This is a genomic window from Paractinoplanes polyasparticus (genome assembly GCF_019710575.1).
Lineage (GTDB): Bacteria > Actinomycetota > Actinomycetes > Mycobacteriales > Micromonosporaceae > Actinoplanes > Actinoplanes polyasparticus.
In genome coordinates, this window is sequence record NZ_JAHWFK010000013.1 from 493,125 (window position 1) to 511,539 (window position 18,415).

Consider the following 18,415-nt stretch of genomic DNA (forward strand, 5'->3'; position numbering starts at 1 on the left):
TCAGAGGTCGGCGTACGGCCGAAGCTCGACCCGACCGCCGTGGGCCATCGGGTGCGCGGCCGCGACGGCGATGGCCTCGTCGAGGTCGGCGCACTCGAGGATGTCGTAGCCCACGATCACCTCTTTCGTCTCGGTGAACGGCCCGTCGGTCAGCAACACCTCACCGCCGCGCACCCGCACGGTGGTGGCGGCCGTCGGCGGCGCCAGCACGTTCCCGTCGAGCCGCCGCCCCGCCGCGTCGTTCTCGGCCACCCAGACGTCGATGTCGGGCACCCGCGACTCATCGGTCTCGGGCTCGGTGTCGGTGCAGACGAACATCATGTACTTCATCGCTGTCTCCCCATCTCGTTCCGCATCTTCACCCACATGACGAACGCCGCCCACCCCATTCGGACAGCCACCCGAAACTTTTCCCCGCTGCCCGTCTTTCTTCGCCGGCTCGACCGTGATGCAGCTACACGGGGTTCGGTTTCACCGGCCGAGGATGCGCCGGGAGAGGGATTCGCGCCGAGGGCGTCCGTCTCACGCCGGCGGCAAGTTGGGCGGGGTGACGACTTGGACGCTGGACAGGGTCGAGCGAACCGGACCGGGCACCGAGCCGAGCGACTGCAGGATGGCCAGGCAGGCCGCGCGCAGGTCAGAGCGCAAGTCGTGGTGCAGCACCGCGGACAAGTGGCCGGTTCGCAGCAATCCGGTGTTCTCGTCGTCGAGGTCGTGGGCCACGAAGGCGTCGTACTTGCGGCGCTCGGCGGCGAAGGCGGCGATCACGGCGGCGGTGTGGCCGCGCTCCGGGGTATAGACCGCCCTTATCGACGGGTTGGCGGCCAACGTGGCTCGCACGTGGGCGGAATCGGTCATCTGGAGGCGGCGGTTCGGAGAGCGGGTGCGCAGCTCAGCCCGAAACCCGGCAACGCGTTCGGCCGCGGTCGTCGCAAGGACGATCAGCACGTCACCGGCCCGGTCGGCCAGCCACTGCTCGATCAGGTAGGCGGCGGTGGCTCCGGCCTCGGGCTCGGCCAGGCCCACATGGGCCACCCGCTTGCTGGCAGGCAGGTCGGTGTTGAGGGTGACCACCGGGATCTCCAGGCGGCCGATGGCCTCGATGAGCTCGGGTGACTCGGCGGCCTCGAGGATCAGGCCGTGGGACCGTGAGCGGGCGACCTTGGCCAGCTCGGTCAGCGGGTCGGCAGCGGGGCGCAGGCGGGGGCGGATCACGGCGGGGCGCAGGGCCGGCAGTTCGGATCGCAAAGCAGCGCCGGCGCGGGTGCCGTCGGCGACGATCAGGTCGACGGTGAACGTGCCGGCCGGCAGGGATGGCTGGTCATGGCGGCGGTCCAGGGCCGCTATGGCCTGGTGGACGTCGCGGATCGTGCTCTCGCGCACGCCGCCACGGTGGTGCAGCACGCGGTCGACGGTGGCCTGGCTGAGACCGGCCTGGGCGGCGATCTCCCGGATCCGGTGCGGATGCTTCACGAGAAGCCCCACCTCCCGCGTACAGGATGAGGGGTTTCTGAGGGCCTATGGAAGAGCCTTGATGTGTGGTCAGCCCATCGCGTGACTGGTCACGCGTCACCGTCGAGCAGGGCGACCATGCGGCGGTGCTCGTCGGCCATCTGGGCCAGCAGCAGGTGACGCTGGGTGGCCGGCATCTCGGGGTTGTCCATCAGCTGGTCGAGCTGGGTGCCCAGGTCGGCCAGGCTGGGGCGCAACTCGTCGACCGCGGTGGAGACGGGCGCGGGCGGCGGCTCGACCGGCGCCGGAGCCGGAGGAGGAGCAGGAGCGGGAGCGGGCGCGGGCGGTTCGACGGCCTTGATCTCGACCGTCGGGGCGGCGACGGCCGCGGGCGCGGGCGGCGGCTCGACCGTCGGGGCGGCCGGAGGCAACCGGACACCGTCGGGTTCCGGGGCCTCGTACGACCGCGCGCGGGCCAGCAGATCGTTGAGCGTGGCGGTGAGCTCGGCCACCTCGCGCGGGCTCTTCACCTCGGGCAGGTGCTGATCGGGGTCGGCCGGATCGAGGTCGCGGGCGGCCGACAGCAGACGCTGGAAGGGACGCAGGACGAGGCCGGTGGCGAACCAGACTCCGGCCGCGCTGAGCAGGGCGGCGAGCAGCACCAGCAGATCCACGATCAGCACGTTATCGTCGTGCTGCTCCTCGAGGCCGTTCAGGCTGACCAGAATTTGCAGCTGGGCGCCGGTCACGAGGGTCTGGGCCAGCGAGCGCCACTGTTCGTCGCCCGAGTTGACGGTCGAATAGCCGTCGCTCACCGGCAGCGGGAAGCCGGCCGACGAGCCCACCTGCTTGAGCATCTCGCCGTTGGCGATCAGCCGGATGGCGAACGTCCCGTCCGTCGGCAGCGAGCCGTTCTTCGTCGCCGCGGCCTTCACCCGATCGGCGCGCTGGGCGAGCGTCCGGTCGAGGTCGGCCCGGTCCCGGTGGTCGATGCGCACGACGATGACCAGCCCCGCGAGGGCGACCACGAGGGCGACGAGCGCGGTCACGGTGAGCGTGAGCTGAGTGCGGAGCCTCATGATTGGGGCTTTGATCCTCACGACGTGGCGGGAAAGAAGTCGGGCACTCGGTTAAGCTATTACCTGCCCGCGTCGAGAGGCGCTGCGACGGAACCGGTGTGCCGGTCTCCGCCACGCTCGACCCGGGTTTCATGACCTCAAGGGCGCCTCCTGATGAGGGAGGAGCCCTCGCGTGAGCACAGATCTTGCCAAAAGCCGTCTGACCTCTGTCAACGGGGTCGAGTTCGCCGTAGCCGACCTTTCGCTGGCCGAGGCGGGCCGTCACCAGCTGCGCCTGGCCGAGCACGAGATGCCCGGGCTGATGTCGCTGCGCAGCGAATTCGGCGACAGTAAGCCGCTCAGCGGCGCGCGCATCGCCGGCTCGCTGCACATGACCGTGCAGACCGCCGTCCTGATCGAGACGCTGGTCGCGCTCGGCGCCGAGGTGCGCTGGGTGTCGTGCAACATCTTCTCGACCCAGGACGAGGCGGCCGCCGCGACCGTCGTCGGCCCCACGGGCACCGTCGACGCGCCCGCCGGCGTGCCGGTCTTCGCCTGGAAGGGCGAGTCGCTCGAGGAGTACTGGTGGGCCACCATGCGGCTCTTCGACTTCGGCGACGGCCGGGGTCCCAACATGATCCTCGACGACGGCGGTGACGCCACCCTGCTCGTGCACAAGGGTGTCGAGTTCGAGGCGGCCGGCGCGGTGCCGCAGGCCACCGAGGACGACAACCACGAGTACCGGATCATCCTCGAGACCCTGCGGGCGAGCCTCGCGGACGACCCGCAGCGGTTCACCCGCATCGCGGCCGAGATCCGCGGCGTGACCGAGGAGACGACGACCGGTGTGGCCCGGCTCTACAAGCTGGCCAAGGAAGGCACGCTGCTCTTCCCGGCGATCAACGTCAACGACGCGGTCACCAAGAGCAAGTTCGACAACAAGTACGGCATCCGGCACTCGCTGGTCGACGGCCTCAACCGGGCCACCGACGTGATGCTGGGCGGCAAGCTGGCCGTGGTCTGCGGCTACGGCGACGTCGGCAAGGGCTCGGCCGAGACGCTGCGCGGCCAGGGCGCCCGCGTCGTCGTGACCGAGGTCGACCCGATCTGCGCGCTGCAGGCGGCCATGGACGGCATGCAGGTCGTCCGCATCGAGGATGTCATCGGTGAGGCCGACATCTTCATCACCACCACCGGTGGCACCGACATCATCACGGCCGACCACCTGTCGTCGATGAAGCACAACGCCATCGTCGGCAACGTCGGCCACTTCGACGACGAGATCGACATGGCCGGCCTGGCCAAGGTGCCCGGCATCGAAAAGGTCGAGATCAAGCCGCAGGTGCACGAGTGGCGCTTCCCCGACGGTCACGCGGTGATCGTGCTCTCCGAGGGACGCCTGATGAACCTGGGCAACGCCACCGGCCACCCCAGCTTCGTGATGTCGAACTCCTTCACCAACCAGGTGATGGCGCAGATCGAGCTGTGGACCAAGCCCGGCGAGTACGAGAAGCAGGTGTTCGTTCTCCCGAAACACTTGGATGAGAAGGTTGCCCGGCTGCACCTCGACGCTCTGGGCGTACGCCTGACCACGCTCACCAAGAAGCAGGCGGAATACCTCGGCGTCGACATCGAGGGCCCGTACAAGCCCGAGCACTACCGCTACTGACAACTGCTCTTTCCCCGCCCGGCCGCATCGGCGGGGCGGGCGGGGAAAGATGGTTTTGTGCACGTCGAGGACACCCTGCTCTTCATTCTGGCCGCCGTCGCAGTGATCATCGCCATGCGGTGGATCTCGGAGAAGACCGGACTGCCGGCCGCTGCTCTTCTGACGATCGCCGGCATCACGTACGCGGTGCTTCCCGGACCGAACGTCGAGCTCGAACCTGAGCTGGTCATGACGTACTTGATTCCGCCGTTGCTCTACAGCGCGGCGCTCGACTCGTCGCTGCTCGACATCCGCCGCCACCTGCGCACCGTGATCAGCCTGTCGGTGCTGCTGGTGCTGGCGACCGCGCTGCTCATCGGCTTCGGCATCAGCTGGTGGGTGGGCGGCGCCACGCTCGCGGCCGGCATCGCGCTGGGTGCGGCCGTGGCCCCACCCGACCCGGTCGCCGCGCTGGCCGTGGGCCGCCGGGCCGGGCTGCCCGGCAAACTGATCACGCTGATCCAGGGTGAGGGCCTGCTCAACGACGCGACCGCGCTCACCATCCTCACCGTGGCGATCGCGGCCGCCGACGGCGACGGCTTCTCCTTCCCGTCCGCGACCGGCAAGTTCTTCGTCATGGCGATCGGCGGCGTGATCGCCGGTGTGGTCGTGGCCTACGCGATCCGCTTCATGCGGCCGCTGCGGAGAGACACGCTGAGCTCGAACGCGATGTCCCTGGCGACCCCGTTCGCGGCCTACGTGCTGGCCGAGTCGGTGCACGTCTCCGGCGTGCTCGCCGTGGTCATCGCCGGCCTGATCATCGGCCACGACTCGTCCCGGCACAGCATGGCGGCCAGCCGGCTGCAGACCACCGCGGTCTGGCGCCTGGTCGACTTCCTGCTCGAGGGCCTGGTCTTCCTGTTGATCGGCCAGCAGCTGCCGATCGTGGTCGACGAGCTGAGCGAGTACACGACGGCGACCATCGCCACCGCCGTCGGCGTGACCGTCGGGGTGACGCTGCTGCTGCGCCCGCTCTGGCTGATCCTCACGCAGCTGCTGCCCCGGTCGCTACACCTGCGGCTGGGTGGCGAAGCCGACGTCGAGGGCACGTCCCGCAACCCCGAGAAGGCCCTCAACGGCCGGGAGGTCACGGCGCTCAGCTGGGCCGGCACCCGCGGCGTGATCAGCCTTGCGGCGATCTTCACACTGCCCGCATCGGTGCCCAACCGGGGGCTGCTGCACTTCTGCGCGTTCGTGGTCGTGCTGGTCACGCTGCTCGGCCAGGGCCTGACGTTCGCGCCGCTGGCGCACCGGCTGGGCCTGCGCGCCAACAAGACGGACGAGGCCCGGGAACGCAACGAGGCGCGTTCGGCCGCGGTGCAGGCCGCCCTCGACCGGCTGGACGACGTCCGGGCCGAGAAGCACGACCACGTCGAGGACGTGGCCATCGAGCACATGCGCAAGCAGCTGGAGGTTCGCCTCGAGCGCTACCGCCGCCGCCTCGACCTGCTCGAGAAGGCCGACTCCGACGAGGTCCCGGCCTCCCCGCAGTACGAGGCGGCCCTCATGGTGCGCCGAATGACGATCGAGGCGCAGCGCGAGGAGCTTTTGCGCTGGCGCGACGCCGGAAACCTGAACGACGAAGGCCTGCGCATCCTCGAACGAGAGCTGGACCACGAAGAGCGCCTGCTCCCGGAGCGCAGGTAAGACTGACCAAGGTCAACGTCAGAATGTCGTAGCTGGGAGCGGTGTACGGACCGCTGCTCCCGCCGAGGGCCCGGCCGGGCTGAGCAGGGCGCTGGCGCGCCCAGAACGCTCAACCCGACCGGGCGACCTGCGTAAGGGGCGAAGCCCAATCGATGTTGACGGCTTCCTGACACCCTCGACTACACACGCGTGTAGTAACCTACACACGTGAGTAGCGATCTGACCGCACGTGCGCGCATCCGGGACGCCGCGATCGAGCTCTTTGCTGAACGTGGCATCGACGGAGCCACCATTCGTGACATCGCGCAGCAGGCCGATGTCTCGTCCGGGCTGTTGCGCCACCATTTCGGCTCCAAAGAGGGCCTGCGCGACGCGTGCGACGAGTGGGCGCTGAACGAGCTGACCAAGATCAGCGGCCAGTTCACCGAGTTCAACACGCTCGACGGGCTGACTCCCCGCGTCCAGCTGCTCCAGCGCTACCTGATCCGCTCCACCATGGACGGTTCGCCGACCGGCGCCGCCATGTTCGACCGCATGCTGATCTTCGGGCACCAATGGCTGGCCACCACCAACCTCAAGATCGCCGACCCGGAGGCGTTCGTGGCGGTGCTCGCCGTCATGAAGATGTCGCTGTTCACCATGCGTGACCTGCTGTCGCGCGCACTCGGCAGCGATGTGACCGAGCCGGCCACCTGGGCGCGCATGCTCCAGGCGACGCTCGACCTGTTCTCCCAACCCCTCATCACCGAGGAGCAGGCCCTGCAGGCGCAGGCCGCTCTTGACCGGCTGATCGCCGGAGAGGAAGCATCATGACCGAGGCCATCGACGCCACGGGGCTCGTCAAACGGTTCGGCCAGGTCACCGCCCTCGACGGGCTCGACCTGCACGTCGCGACGGGCGAGGTGCACGGATTCCTGGGTCCCAACGGGGCCGGCAAGACCACCACCATCCGCATCCTGCTCGGCCTGATGCGGCACAACGGCGGGAGTGTCAGCCTGCTCGGCGGCAACCCGTGGACCGAGGCCACCGCGTTGCACCGGCGTCTGGCGTACGTGCCGGGCGACGTCACGCTCTGGCCCACCCTGACCGGCGGCGAGGTGATCGACCTGCTCGGGCGGCTGCGCGGCGGCCTCGACGCCAAGCGCAAGGCCGACCTGCTGGAACGTTTCCAGCTCGACCCGCGCAAGAAGGGCCGCACGTATTCCAAGGGCAACCGGCAGAAGGTCGCGCTGATCGCGGCGCTGTCGTCCGATGTGGAGCTGCTCATCCTCGACGAGCCGACCTCCGGGCTCGACCCGCTCATGGAAGAGGTGTTCCGCGAGGTCATCCTCGAGGAGAAACGGCGCGGCGACCGTACGGTGCTGCTGTCCAGCCACATCCTGGCCGAGGTCGAGGCGCTGTGCGACCGGTTGACGATCATCCGCGACGGCCGCACGGTCGAGACCGGCACGCTCACCGACCTGCGCCACCTGACCCGCACGTCGATCCAGGCCGAGCTGGCCGGGCCGCCCGACGGGCTGGCCACGCTGACCGGCGTGCACGACTTCCAGCTCGATCACGACCGCGTACGTTTCGACGTCGACACCGAAGCACTCGAGCCCGCCCTGCAGAAGCTGGTCCAGGTCGGCGTACGCAGCCTGGTCAGCCAGCCGCCCTCGCTCGAGGAGCTGTTCCTGCGGCAGTACCAGAAGGCCGACCGATGACCGGCACCGGCAAACTCGTCCGGCTCATCCTGCGCCGCGACCGCATCGTCCTGCCGCTGTGGGTGGTGCTGCTCGGGCTCATCCCGGCCGGCTACGTGGCGTCGTTCGAGGGGCTGTTCCCGACCGAGGCCGAGCGGGTCAACTATGCGCAGGTCAGCGCGTCCAACGCCGGGTTCGTGACGCTGTACGGCCCGCTGCACGGCTCGTCGCTCGGCGAGTTGGTGGCCTGGCGTGCCGGCTTCCTGCCGGTGCTGGTCGCGCTGTGCGCTCTGCTCACGGTCATCCGGCACACGCGCGCCGACGAAGAGGCGGGCCGCACCGAGCTGATCGGCGCGGCCGCGGTCAGCCGGCACGCCCAGCTGGCGGCCGCGCTGATCACCACCTGCGTCGCCGGCGTGCTGCTGGGCGCGGTGCTGACGGCGGCCATGCTCGGTCAGGGCATGCCGGCGATGGGTTCGGTGGCGTTCGGCGCCGAGATGGCGTTGACCGGCTGCGCCTTCGCGGGCGTCGGCGCGATCACCGCCCAGCTCACCAGCAGTGCCCGCAGCGCCCGGTCGATTGCCGTCGTCGCGCTCGGGGTGGCCTTCGTGCTGCGGGTCGGCGGCGACGTCTCGGCGCTCGGCAACGGCTCGCTGTCGTGGCTCTCCTGGGTTTCGCCGCTCGGGTGGGTCCAACACCTTTTCCCGTACGGCGTGAATGACTGGTGGCCGGCCGTCCTCACCATCCTGTTCACGATCGCGGCGGCCGGCACGGCAGCCGTCCTGCTCACTCGTCGCGACTTCGGCGCCGGGCTGCTGCCCGCCCGGCTCGGCCCGGCATCGGCATCCTTCGGCTCGCCGTTCGCGCTGGCCTGGCACCTGCACCGCGGTCTGCTGCTCGGCTGGACGGCCGGGTTCGCGCTGCTCGGCCTGATCTTCGGCGGGGTCGGCGGCAGCGTCCTCGACATCGCCTCGGACAACGAGGGCCTGAGCGACATCTTCGCCCGGCTCGGCGGCTCGACCGCGCTGGTCGACAGCTACTTCGCCGGCACCGCGGGCATAGTCGGCCTGATCGCGGCCTGCTACGCCGTACAGGCCACGCTGCGTCTGCGCGACGAGGAACAGACCGGCCACGCCGAGGCGGTGCTGAGCACCGCGGTGTCCCGCTACACGTGGGCCGGCACCAACCTGTTCTTCGTCCTGCTCGGCCCGGCCGTGGTGCTCACCGCCGAGGGCCTGGCCACCGGCCTCGCCTACCCCCAGGGCGATCTGGGCGCCATCCTGGCCGGCACGCTCGTCCAGCTGCCCGCAGTCTGGGTGCTGGCCGCGCTGGCCGTGCTGGCCTTCGGGCTGATCCCCCGCCTGTCCGCGGTGGCCTGGGCCCCGCCCGCCCTGTGCCTGCTTATCCTGCTGGTCGGCCAGACGCTCCAACTCGACCAGTGGTTCCTCGACATCTCCCCCTTCACCCACGTCCCCCACCTCCCCGGCGGCGACGCCACAGCCACCCCGCTGATCGCGCTGACCCTCCTGGCGGCACTACTCACGGCCACCGGCATGGCGGGCCTGCGCAGGCGCAACATCCCCGCCTGACCAGCACAGCCGCCGGCCCGACCAGCCTCACGCTGATCGGGCCGGCGCCGTTTCCTGACGGTTCCGGGTCGTCGGAACGGCCGCCAGTGGTGGGGTGCTGCCGGCCGAGGCGTTGATCAATTGTCGACCGGCGCCTCTACATTGGCGGCGTGCCGATTCCTGAGTTCGTGGTCGCGTTGCGTTCCAAAATCGGGCGGGACCCGCTGCCGCTGGCCGGGGTGATCGCAGTTGTGCTCGACGACCGCGACCGGGGGTTGATGGTTCGCCGCTCGGACACCGCCGAGTGGGCGCTGACCACCGGCTGCCTCGAGCCGGGCGAGCAACCGGCCACCGGAGCCGCCCGCGAGGTGTGGGAGGAGACCGGCATCGACGTCACGGTGGAACGTCTGCTCGCCGTCGAGGCTCTCGACCTGGCCGTCGCTCCCAACGGCGACCAGATCCACTGGCTCTGTGTCGGGTTGCTGTGCCGCTACGGCGGCGGCACGGCCCGGGTCAACGACGACGAGTCGGTGGCGGTCGGGTGGTTCGCGGCGGAGGCGCTCCCGCCCCTGCCGCCGCACCAGGCGCGATGCGTGTCGCTCGCGCTGGCCGGCGGCAGGGGGGTGTGGCTGGCTGAGAATGGCTTCACTTCACCGTCGGTTTGAGCCCAGCCGACGGTCGCGGCAACGCCCACGCAGCGGCGTTGATACGGCGGATACAGCGCGCATCCTCGGCTCGCGTGGCGCGTTGACACGGCGTGCGTATCTCTCAGCGTGTCCGCCGCGCAGCCGTCGCCGGCGCCGTCGCCCTCGCCGTGTGCGCCTCGGCGCAGCCCGCCCTCGCGGTGGTCAGCTCCTTCGCCCACCGGGTCACACCGTCGTTCAACGGCTCCGTCCACGCGATCGCCCACCGGGGCGACACGGTCTATGTCGGCGGTTCCTTCACCCGGATGACGATCGACGGCCGCACCGTGACCCGTAACCGCATCGCCGCGTTCTCGGGCCGCACCGGCGAACTGCTCGACTGGGCGCCGTCGGCCGACGGCACGGTACGGGCCCTGGCCGTCACCCCGGGGTGGGTCTACGTGGGCGGCGACTTCGACGAGATCGACGGCGAGGCACGTGAGTCGCTGGCCCGCATCGACGCGGGCGACGCCGAAGTCGGCTCCTTCGACCACAGCATCACCGGTGGCGTGCGCACGCTGGCCGTCGGTCACGGCCGCCTGTACGCGGGCGGCACCTTCAGCCGGGTGGACGGCGAGCGGCGCGGCAATCTGGCCGCCTTCTCGCTGGCCGACGACCAGCTCGACGACACGTGGGCGCCGCGGGCGGGCGGGGTGGTCAACGCCTTGGCCGTACGCGGGAACCGGGTCTATCTGGGCGGCAGCTTCCCGCGCCGGCTGTCGGCGGTGCACGCGACCAGCGGCCGTGGCGACAGTGGTTTCCGCCCGGACGCGCCGGCCCTGGTGCACTCGGTAGCCGTCGACGACGCCGGTGTATACGCGGCGATGGGCGGTCCGGGCGGACGCGCCGCGGCGTACTCGCCGAGCGGGCGGACCCGCTGGACCCGAATCTTCGATGGCGACGCGCAGGCCGTCGCGGTGCTCGACGGCGTCGCCTACGTCGGCGGTCATTTCGACCGGGCCTGCGCTGACAGCGACGACGCGGCCGACGGCGAGTGCGACGCCGGATCGGTGTCCCGGGTGAAGCTGGCCGCGGTCGACCGGTCGGGCGCGCTGAGCCGCTGGGCGCCGCAGGCCAACGGCGTGGTCGGCGTACGCACACTCGTGGTGAACGGCGCGACGGTGATGGCCGGCGGCGACTTCACCACTATCGGAGGCCGGACCGCGCGGCGTTACGCGTCCTTCGGATGATGCGGGCACTGCTGGCCGCCGCGCTGGTGGCGGCCGCGACCGGCACGGCTCCGGTCGAGCGGGTCCGCTACACCTTCGACGGTCCGGCGCCGCTGGCCGACGTCTCGGGGCACGGGCACGACCTGAGCCCGGTGAGCCGTTACGGCGGCTCGTTCAAGCTGGTCGCGCGGGACGGCGGGAAGGCACTCGCTTTCCCGGCGCCCTGTCACGCCGAACCGTGTCCGCGGATCGCGCTGCGGGCCGCCACCACGACCGACCTCAACCCGGGCCGGCGTCCGCTGCGCTACGGCGCCACCGTACGGCTGACTGCCGACCAGACCACCAAGGGCGAGAACGTCATGCAGAAGGGCTACTCGGCCCGCGGCAGCCAGTACAAGCTGCAGGTCGACGGGCTCGCCGGCCGGCCGAGCTGCGTGCTGGTCGACGACCGCCGGCCCGAGATCCACGCCGCGATCAGCAGTGTCGGTGTGGCCGACGACCGCTGGCACACCTTGGAGTGCCACCGCTCCGGAAGCCGCCTGACCATCCTGGTCGACGGTGTGCCGCGCGGCCGCGCCACCCTGCCGGCCGACCTGTCGGTCAGCAACCGCCTGCCGTTCAGCATCGGCGGCAAGGGTTCCTACCCCGACAACGACCAGTTCCAGGGCGCCCTCGACGACGTCTGGGTCGACATCGGCTGACGCACGCCGGCCAGGTCCTGCTGGTCATCGGCCGTCCTTCTTGCTCGCCTTCGTGACACGCTTCCACTCCTGGCGCTGGGCGGCCATCGCCGCCGGGTCGCTGCGCCGCGACTGGTACGCCATCTCCCGCCGGATCGCATGCCAGCTCTGCAACCGCCGCTCGGGCAACTCACCGGCGGCCACCGCGGCCTCGACCGCGCAGCCCTTGTCGCCGTCATGAGCGCAGTCCCGGAAACGGCAGTACTCGGCCAGAGCGGCGACGTCGGTGAAGGTCTCCTCAACAGCGGCGTCGCTGGCGTACAGGTCGAGCGACCGGATCCCCGGCAGGTCAAGCAGTACCCCGCCGCTGCCCAGCCGGTACAGCTTCCGGGTCGTCGTCGTGTGCCGGCCTTGACCGTCGCGCCGGACCTCCCGAACCGCCTCGGCGTGTCCTTCCAGCGCGTTGAGCAGCGACGTCTTGCCCACCCCGGACGCGCCGAGCATGGTTGTGGTCGTCCCCGCAGCCATCCGCGACCGGAGCTCGTCCAGCCCCCGCCCGTCGACGGCGCTGGTCAGGACCACCGGCACCCCGGGTGCAGCCGCCCGGGCCTCATCGACGACCGGCTCGGGGTCATCTGTGGCGTCCGCCTTCGTGAGCACGATCAGCGGATCGGCGCCGCTGTCCCACGCCATCACCGAGAGCCGTTCGAGGTTCTTGAGATTCAGGCCCCGGTCGATCGGCAACACGATCATCACCGTGTCGATGTTGGCCGCGAGGACCTGGATGTCCCTCTCGTTCGGATCGGGACGCGACAGCGACGTCCGCCGCGGCACCACCCGGACCGGCTCCCCGCCGTCGATCACGATCCAGTCGCCGGCCACCGGCCGCAGGTTCAGATCGCGGCGCAACTCGAACAACGTGGTCTCAGCCGCGGCATCGGACGGGAACCAGATCACTTCGATGCTCGGGCCGTGGACCACCGAGACCCGGCCCGGCCGCTCGTCCCCGGAGACGAACAGGGGTGCACCGGCAGCCCAGCCGAGCGTGGTCAGCGCGTCGATGAAGTGGTTCACGAGAACAGCACCCCTACGCCGGGGGCAGGGCGTACGGCCTGGAGACGACCTCGACGTTGCTGAACCACGTCGTGATGTGGACGCGGATCTCGGGTGTGCCGGGCAGGCGGGGCACCGCGGCCAGGTGCAGGTTGCGGGCCGAGAAGACGACCGTGCCGGTCACGTCGACCTCGACGCCCTCGGGGACGATGATCTTCAGCTCGCCGAACGTGCAGCTGCCGGCGATCTCGATGACGTCCTGGTCGGTCAGCACCTCGCGCAGGTCGAGCTCGGCCGAGCCGAACAGCGTGAACAGCTTGAGCCGGGGCTCGCGCAGCCGCCAGCGGCCGCGTCGCTTGTTCTCGCTGAAGATGGTGACGACCTTGTCGACCGTGCGGGCCGAGCCCACGATCGGCGTCTGGCTGAGGCCGGCGGTGGCCTCGGCCAGTTCGTCGGCGGTCTGGGCGGCCCAGACGGCGCCGACCCGCACGCTGAACTGTTCGAGCGTCAGGCGGCCGTCGCCGCACGCCCGTTGGAGCAGCTCGGCTGCCTGCTCCCGCTCGGGTTCGGACGGCGGCACCCGCATCGGTGTGGTCACGCTGGCGATCCTAGGGCTTATGCGCGACGACGCGAACCTATTCCTCTGTGGACGGCTCCGCCGCCCCGCGCAGCGTCCCGTACGCCCACGACGCCAACGTGGTCGGCGTCGTGCTCCGGAAGTCCCGTGGCTGCTCGGGCTCGAAGTCGTCGGGGATGCCCGAGGTCATCGCGGCGATGCCGGCCGCGGCCACCTCGCTCAGCCCGGCGCCGGTCAGGGCGTCGCGCAGCTGCTCATCGGCGATCTGCACGGCCGTGACGGGCCGCCCGAGCGCGGCTCCCAGGATCTCGGCGGCCTCGTCCCAGCTCAGATCGGCCGGGCCGTGCACCGCCGCGACCGTGGAGCCCGTCCAGCCGGCCAGCAGCCGGGCCGCGGCGAGGTCACCGACGTCGCGGGGGTCGACCCACGGCATGCGCCGCGACGGCGCCACGGTGGTGGCCAGCACGCCCTCGCGCAGGCTGTCGAGCATGCCCAGCAGGTTGGTGAAGTAGTAGCCGCAGCGCAGCGTGAGCAGGTCGGTTCCGGTCGCGGCCAGCTGTTCCTCGTTGCGGGCGAGCCCGTCGATCAGCCCGGCGCCCTGCCGCAGCTCGGCGCCGACGCTGCTGATCTGCAGCACCCGGGCGACGCCGGACGCGCGTACGGCGGCCGCGGCGTTCTCGCCCATCGCCACCATGTCGTACAGCGGATCCGGCACGTCGAACGCCTCGGGCGTGGCCCAGAAGACCGACTCGGCGCCCTTGAACGCGTCGGCCACGAAACCCGGGTCGAGCAGGTCGCCCTGAGCCACCTCGACCAGCGGCAGCAGGTCGGGCGGCAACCTGTCCGGGTCGCGCACGAGCACCCGCGGCCGGACGCCCGCCTGCACGAGCACCTGGACGACGCGGGAGCCGACATTTCCGGTGGGGGTGGTCACAACAATCGTCATGCCACCCCTCAGTACCCGGTTCAGACCTGCCGGAACTCGATACCGAGCAGGCTCGCCGCCGCCCGGTAGTCGGCCGCGCGGTGCCCGAGCGAGAGCGACCAGTGGTGGCCGACGCCCGAGGCGCTCCAGTCGTCGACCCACTCGCCCGGATCGCGGCCGAAGTCCACCCGGCTCGTGGTATTGCCGATGGCGAGCAGCGGACCCTCGACCACGGTGCCCTCGCCGGCGATGAACGACAACGAGCCGTCCCGGTCCTGTCCCAGGCCGAGCAGGGTCACCGGCCCCGGGCGTACGTCGAATTCGACGCTCACACCCCAGCCGCGCTTGCCGTGATAGACGCCGAGGCCGCGCAGCAGCGGCCGGCGCGAGCTGACGGCCAGGTGGGCCGGCCCGTCGTGGCCCATCTCGACCACGTTGTCGGTGAAGTTCAGCGCCTGGATCTCGCAGAACGAGCCGCCCGCCCCGGCGACCTGGGTGGCCAGCTGGGCGACGGTGGTCCGCAGCTCGTACTCGCCGGTGGCCGGTATGCCACGGGCGGTCAGCAGCGACGCGCCCAGGATCATGCCGGCGCCCAGCCGCTCGTGCTGCTCGCCGTTCAGTCCGCGGTGGTAGTAGGCGAGGCTGTCGAGGTCGAAGTCGTCGGCGAGGCGGTCGAGCCCCACCGAGACCCGCGCGCCCCAGGCGAAGTCGTCCTCGTTGACCGAGTCGTCGAGTACGAAGATCTTCCGCGCCAGCTCCATACGCTCGGCGACCTCGTCGTCGGTGGCGGCCAGCGTGCGTTCCCGCAGGTCGTCGAACTCGAGCACCTCGACGTGCGAGCCGAAGGTGGCCGGCAGCAGCGTGAGGTCGGTCGAGACGTCGAGCATGCCCGGGTAGAGGTGGCCCATGAGGCCGTGCCGGGCGGTGCGCAGAGCCGCGCGTACGCGGGCCGCGGTGATCCACTGCGAGATGCGGGCCCAGGCCGACTCCTGCCGCAGCCAGCCGGTGACCGACCGGAACGGGATGCCGGCCCGCCGGAACAGGTTGCCGACCTCGGGCACCGGGCACTGCCCGCAATAGGCCAGCCAGGCGCCGGTGTCGAACGTGGCGTGATCCATCTTCTCGGTCGGCTGCAGGTCGATGACCAGCACCGGACTGTTGGCCCGCTGCGCGATCGGCAGCACCATCGACGAGGTCAGATAGGTGGTCAGGAACAGCACGATCAGGTCGCAGTCGGCCTGCCGCAGCTTCTCGGCGGCGGCCGCGCCCTCCTGCGCGTCGGAGATGAAGCCGACGTCGGTGACCTCGGCGTCCATCTGCTGGAAGCGTTCGGAGACGTAGCGGGCGGACTCCTCCAGCTGTGGGAGCAGATGCGGGAACTGCGGCCAGTACGTGCCGAGCCCGCCCGCCACGAGCCCGATGCGGATCTTCCGGCGCGGTTTCGGAGTGAGGATCATGCTGCCTCCCAGAGGACGACGTGGAGGTTGCGGGGGCCGTGCACCCCCTCGACCCGGTTGAGTTCGATGTCGCTGGTCGCGGACGGCCCGCTGATCCAGGTCAGCGGGCGGCCAGGATCGAGCCGGGCGACGGCCTCGGGCACCGAGGCCACCACCTGCTCCGGGCGCAGCACACAGATGTGCAGGTCGGGCAGGAGTGAGAGGATGCGCCGGCCCTGGTCGGGCGACGCGTCGAGCACGATCGTGCCGGTCTCGGCGATCGCCACTGCGGCCGCGGTGAGCACACCGTCGGCGGCGGCGACGTCGGCCGCCGAGAGCCGATCATCCACGCGAGCGGGCACGCCGGACGGCAACCACTCCGGGGGCAACCCCGGCGGGACAACAAGGGACCCCGCGCCGATAATTTGCCGGGCTATAACGGAGATGTCCGATCCGCGGTGCACGACGGCCTTGTAGTCGACAAGGCGGTCGACCAACCGGTCAAGATCCACAGGCGCGGGTCCACGACGGTAGTCGCGCGGAATCTCCGGCTCGGCCGACGATGTGGACAAGGCCTGCCGGATCCGGTCCAGGATCAGCTGTTTGCTCATCGCCCCCGCCACCAATCGCGGAACGACTCGTCCGGCGGCGAGGGCAGATCCCGGCTCGCGACCCAGCCGTTGAGTGGCGGCGGCAATCCTCGTCCCCGCCGGCCCAGCAACTTGGTCAGCTTGGCGGCCCGCTGCGCGCGCCGATAGAGCCGTGGCCGGTCCATTGTGTACGCCGCTGCGGCCATCGCCGCCTTCTCCGCACGCGGGTGCGGCGCCTGATTCCGCAGGTGCACCAGGATCGACGGAATGTCGATCTTCACCGGACAGGCGTCGAAGCAGGCCCCGCACAGCGACGACGCGTAGGGCAGCGTCGCGTTGTCCTCGATCCCGGTCAGCTGCGGCGAGAGCACCGCACCGATCGGGCCGGGATAGACCGACCCGTACGCGTGCCCGCCCGTCCGCTCATAGACCGGGCACACGTTCAGGCAGGCCGAGCACCGGATGCAGTGCAGCGCCGAACGGCCCACCTCGTCGGCCAGCACGGCCGTACGCCCGTTGTCGAGCAGCACGAGGTGGAAGTTCTGCGGCCCGTCGCCCGGGGTCACGCCGGTCCACATCGACGTGTACGGGTTCATCCGCTCGCCGGTCGACGCGCGCGGCAGCAGTTGCAGGAAGACCTCGAGATCCTGCCAGGCCGGCACGACCTTCTCGATGCCCATCACGGTGATCAGCGTTTCCGGCAGGGTCAGGCACATCCGGCCGTTCCCCTCCGACTCGACCACGGCCAGCGTCCCGGTCTCGGCGATCCCGAAGTTGGCGCCCGACACCGCGACCTTCGTCGACAGGAACGTCTCGCGCAGATAGCGTCGCGCGGCCGCGGCCAGGTCGGCCGGGTTGTCGGTGAGCGCCGGGTCGACGCCCGGCATCTCACGCAGGAAGATCTCGCGGATCTCCGAGCGGTTGCGGTGGATGGCCGGCACCAGGATGTGCGACGGCTTGTCGTGGCCCAGCTGCACGATGAGCTCGGCCAGGTCGGTCTCGACCGGGTCGATCCCGGCCTCCCCCAACGCCTCGTTGAGCCCGATCTCCTGGGTCGCCATCGACTTGATCTTGATGACCCGCTGCTCGCCGGTCTGCCGCACCAGGCCGGTGACGATCCGGTTGGCCTCCTCGGCGTCGGCCGCCCAGTGCACCACTCCGCCCGCAGCCGTGACCTTCTCTTCCAGCTGCTCCAACAGGCGGGGCAGATTCGCCATCGTGTACGTCTTGAGAGCCGACCCGGCCGACCGGAGTTCCTGCCAGTCGGGCACTTCGGCGATGACCCGGCCCGACTTGCCGCGGATCGTGGTCGTGGCGTGCTCGAGATTGCGCCGCAGCTGCGGGTTCGCCAGCGCCGTTCGAGCCGCGGCGGGAAACGGTTCGTCCCCGCGCAGGTGCCCGACCCCGCGAGGCGCGTGGGCGGGCATGCCGAGGAAGGTGCTCACCTCGCTGCCTCCACTTCCGTCGACGCGAGGATCTCGGCGAGGTGCACAGTCCGCACGTCGGCGCGAAGCCGCGACAGACCGCCGCCGATGTGCATGAGACACGAGGCGTCGCCGGCCGTGCAGACGTCGGCGCCCGTCTCGAGCACGTGCTGCAGCTTGTCGGCCAGCATGGCGGTCGACGTGTCCGCGTTCTTCACCGAGAACGTGCCCCCGAACCCGCAGCACTGCTCGGCCGCGGGCAGCTCGACCAGGTCGAGGCCGCGCACCCGGCGCAGCAACCGTTGCGGGCGGTCGCCGACCCGCAGCACCCGCAGCGAGTGGCAGGTCGGGTGGTAGGTGACGCGGTGCGGGTAGTACGCGCCGACGTCCTCCACGCCCAGCACGTCGATGAGCAGTTCGGACAGCTCGTACGTCCGTCCCGCGACCGCCTCGGCCGCGGCGGCCAGCCCCTCGTCGCCGGCCTGCCGCGCGACCATGGCGTGCTGGTGCCGGACCGAGCCGACGCAACTGCCCGACGGCGCCACCACCACGTCGCACGGCTCGAAGGTGCGCACGTATCGGCGTACGAGGGGAAGGGCTTGACCCTGATAGCCCGTGTTGATGTGCATCTGGCCGCAGCAGGTCTGCCCCACCGGGAAGACGACCTCATGGCCGAGCCGCTCGAGCAGGTGGACGGTCGCCTTGGCCGCCGCCGGGAACATGGTGTCGGCGAGGCAGGTGGCGAACAGGGCTATCCGCACCG

Annotated in this window: 18 protein-coding genes; 8 read left to right on the top strand and 10 right to left on the bottom strand. The window is 70.8% G+C overall.

Annotation, left to right across the window (positions count from 1 at the left end; all coding sequences use genetic code 11):
* The 3 genes from KXC43_RS17220 to KXC43_RS17230 form a co-directional block, all read right to left on the bottom strand.
* Positions 1-330, bottom strand: a complete 330-nt coding sequence (locus KXC43_RS17220; protein WP_221377039.1) for a YciI family protein — start codon at positions 328-330, stop codon at positions 1-3.
* Positions 331-522: 192 nt separating this feature from the next.
* The gene (locus tag KXC43_RS17225) at positions 523-1,473 is read right to left on the bottom strand and encodes a LacI family DNA-binding transcriptional regulator (protein WP_221377040.1); all 951 of its coding nucleotides are present in this window, start codon (positions 1,471-1,473) and stop codon (positions 523-525) included.
* Between the two features lie 89 nt (positions 1,474-1,562).
* Positions 1,563-2,531, bottom strand: a complete 969-nt coding sequence (locus tag KXC43_RS17230; RefSeq protein WP_221377041.1) for a HAMP domain-containing protein — start codon at positions 2,529-2,531, stop codon at positions 1,563-1,565.
* Between the two features lie 172 nt (positions 2,532-2,703).
* Here KXC43_RS17230 and ahcY point away from each other — a divergent pair, with 172 nt between their 5' ends.
* The 8 genes from ahcY to KXC43_RS17270 all read left to right on the top strand — a co-directional run bounded on the left by ahcY (position 2,704) and on the right by KXC43_RS17270 (position 11,668).
* Positions 2,704-4,179, top strand: a complete 1,476-nt coding sequence (gene ahcY / locus KXC43_RS17235; protein ID WP_221377042.1) for an adenosylhomocysteinase — start codon at positions 2,704-2,706, stop codon at positions 4,177-4,179.
* A 57-nt stretch (positions 4,180-4,236) separates the two neighbouring features.
* A complete protein-coding gene (locus KXC43_RS17240; protein ID WP_221377043.1) occupies positions 4,237-5,865 on the top strand; it encodes a Na+/H+ antiporter in 1,629 nt (542 codons plus the stop codon).
* Positions 5,866-6,072: 207 nt separating this feature from the next.
* A complete protein-coding gene (locus KXC43_RS52350) occupies positions 6,073-6,678 on the top strand; it encodes a TetR/AcrR family transcriptional regulator (protein WP_221377044.1) in 606 nt (201 codons plus the stop codon).
* Positions 6,675-7,568 (top strand): ABC transporter ATP-binding protein, encoded by an 894-nt coding sequence (locus tag KXC43_RS17250; RefSeq protein WP_221377045.1) that lies wholly within the window; start codon positions 6,675-6,677, stop codon positions 7,566-7,568. The genes KXC43_RS52350 and KXC43_RS17250 overlap by 4 nt, the downstream gene beginning before the upstream one ends.
* The gene (locus tag KXC43_RS17255; RefSeq protein ID WP_221377046.1) at positions 7,565-9,136 is read left to right on the top strand and encodes an ABC transporter permease; all 1,572 of its coding nucleotides are present in this window, start codon (positions 7,565-7,567) and stop codon (positions 9,134-9,136) included. The genes KXC43_RS17250 and KXC43_RS17255 overlap by 4 nt, the downstream gene beginning before the upstream one ends.
* A 149-nt stretch (positions 9,137-9,285) precedes the next feature.
* A complete protein-coding gene (locus KXC43_RS17260) occupies positions 9,286-9,780 on the top strand; it encodes an NUDIX hydrolase (RefSeq protein WP_308129114.1) in 495 nt (164 codons plus the stop codon).
* A 92-nt stretch (positions 9,781-9,872) separates the two neighbouring features.
* Positions 9,873-10,988, top strand: coding sequence for a hypothetical protein (locus KXC43_RS17265; RefSeq protein WP_221377047.1), 1,116 nt, complete (start codon positions 9,873-9,875; stop codon positions 10,986-10,988).
* Positions 10,985-11,668 carry a LamG-like jellyroll fold domain-containing protein gene (locus tag KXC43_RS17270; protein WP_221377048.1) on the top strand — a complete coding sequence of 228 codons (684 nt, stop codon included), beginning with the start codon at positions 10,985-10,987 and terminating at the stop codon, positions 11,666-11,668. Before KXC43_RS17265 ends, KXC43_RS17270 begins: the two co-directional genes overlap by 4 nt.
* A 24-nt stretch (positions 11,669-11,692) precedes the next feature.
* Here the strand turns inward: KXC43_RS17270 and rsgA are convergent, their stop codons facing one another.
* From rsgA to KXC43_RS17305, 7 genes are read right to left on the bottom strand one after another with little or no spacing between them, the layout of a single operon-like run.
* Positions 11,693-12,721 carry a ribosome small subunit-dependent GTPase A gene (gene rsgA / locus KXC43_RS17275; protein WP_308129115.1) on the bottom strand — a complete coding sequence of 343 codons (1,029 nt, stop codon included), beginning with the start codon at positions 12,719-12,721 and terminating at the stop codon, positions 11,693-11,695.
* A 13-nt stretch (positions 12,722-12,734) separates the two neighbouring features.
* Positions 12,735-13,298, bottom strand: coding sequence for a DUF1707 SHOCT-like domain-containing protein (locus tag KXC43_RS17280; RefSeq protein ID WP_308129116.1), 564 nt, complete (start codon positions 13,296-13,298; stop codon positions 12,735-12,737).
* A gap of 37 nt (positions 13,299-13,335) precedes the next feature.
* On the bottom strand, positions 13,336-14,223 hold the full coding sequence (locus tag KXC43_RS17285) for an NmrA family NAD(P)-binding protein (protein ID WP_221377049.1): 888 nt from the start codon (positions 14,221-14,223) through the stop codon (positions 13,336-13,338).
* A gap of 20 nt (positions 14,224-14,243) precedes the next feature.
* Positions 14,244-15,659: an L-fucose/L-arabinose isomerase family protein gene (locus KXC43_RS17290; RefSeq protein ID WP_221377050.1), complete on the bottom strand. Its 1,416-nt coding sequence runs from the start codon at positions 15,657-15,659 to the stop codon at positions 14,244-14,246.
* Positions 15,656-16,249, bottom strand: coding sequence for a LutC/YkgG family protein (locus tag KXC43_RS17295; protein ID WP_221377051.1), 594 nt, complete (start codon positions 16,247-16,249; stop codon positions 15,656-15,658). Before KXC43_RS17295 ends, KXC43_RS17290 begins: the two co-directional genes overlap by 4 nt.
* Positions 16,246-17,673 (bottom strand): LutB/LldF family L-lactate oxidation iron-sulfur protein, encoded by a 1,428-nt coding sequence (locus tag KXC43_RS17300; protein WP_308129117.1) that lies wholly within the window; start codon positions 17,671-17,673, stop codon positions 16,246-16,248. Before KXC43_RS17300 ends, KXC43_RS17295 begins: the two co-directional genes overlap by 4 nt.
* A complete protein-coding gene (locus KXC43_RS17305; RefSeq protein ID WP_221377052.1) occupies positions 17,670-18,413 on the bottom strand; it encodes a (Fe-S)-binding protein in 744 nt (247 codons plus the stop codon). Before KXC43_RS17305 ends, KXC43_RS17300 begins: the two co-directional genes overlap by 4 nt.
* Between the last annotated feature and the right edge of the window lie 2 nt (positions 18,414-18,415).

Bases quoted from the DNA above. Each gene is read 5' to 3' on its own strand.
- KXC43_RS17295 (WP_221377051.1), bottom strand. From the start codon at position 16,249: ATGAGCAAACAGCTGATCCTGGACCGGATCCGGCAGGCCTTGTCCACA.
- KXC43_RS17285 (WP_221377049.1), bottom strand. From the start codon at position 14,223: ATGACGATTGTTGTGACCACCCCCACCGGAAATGTCGGCTCCCGCGTC.
- KXC43_RS17250 (WP_221377045.1), top strand. From the start codon at position 6,675: ATGACCGAGGCCATCGACGCCACGGGGCTCGTCAAACGGTTCGGCCAG.
- KXC43_RS17290 (WP_221377050.1), bottom strand. From the start codon at position 15,659: ATGATCCTCACTCCGAAACCGCGCCGGAAGATCCGCATCGGGCTCGTG.
- KXC43_RS17230 (WP_221377041.1), bottom strand. From the start codon at position 2,531: ATGAGGCTCCGCACTCAGCTCACGCTCACCGTGACCGCGCTCGTCGCC.
- KXC43_RS17220 (WP_221377039.1), bottom strand. From the start codon at position 330: ATGAAGTACATGATGTTCGTCTGCACCGACACCGAGCCCGAGACCGAT.
- KXC43_RS17270 (WP_221377048.1), top strand. From the start codon at position 10,985: ATGATGCGGGCACTGCTGGCCGCCGCGCTGGTGGCGGCCGCGACCGGC.
- KXC43_RS17255 (WP_221377046.1), top strand. From the start codon at position 7,565: ATGACCGGCACCGGCAAACTCGTCCGGCTCATCCTGCGCCGCGACCGC.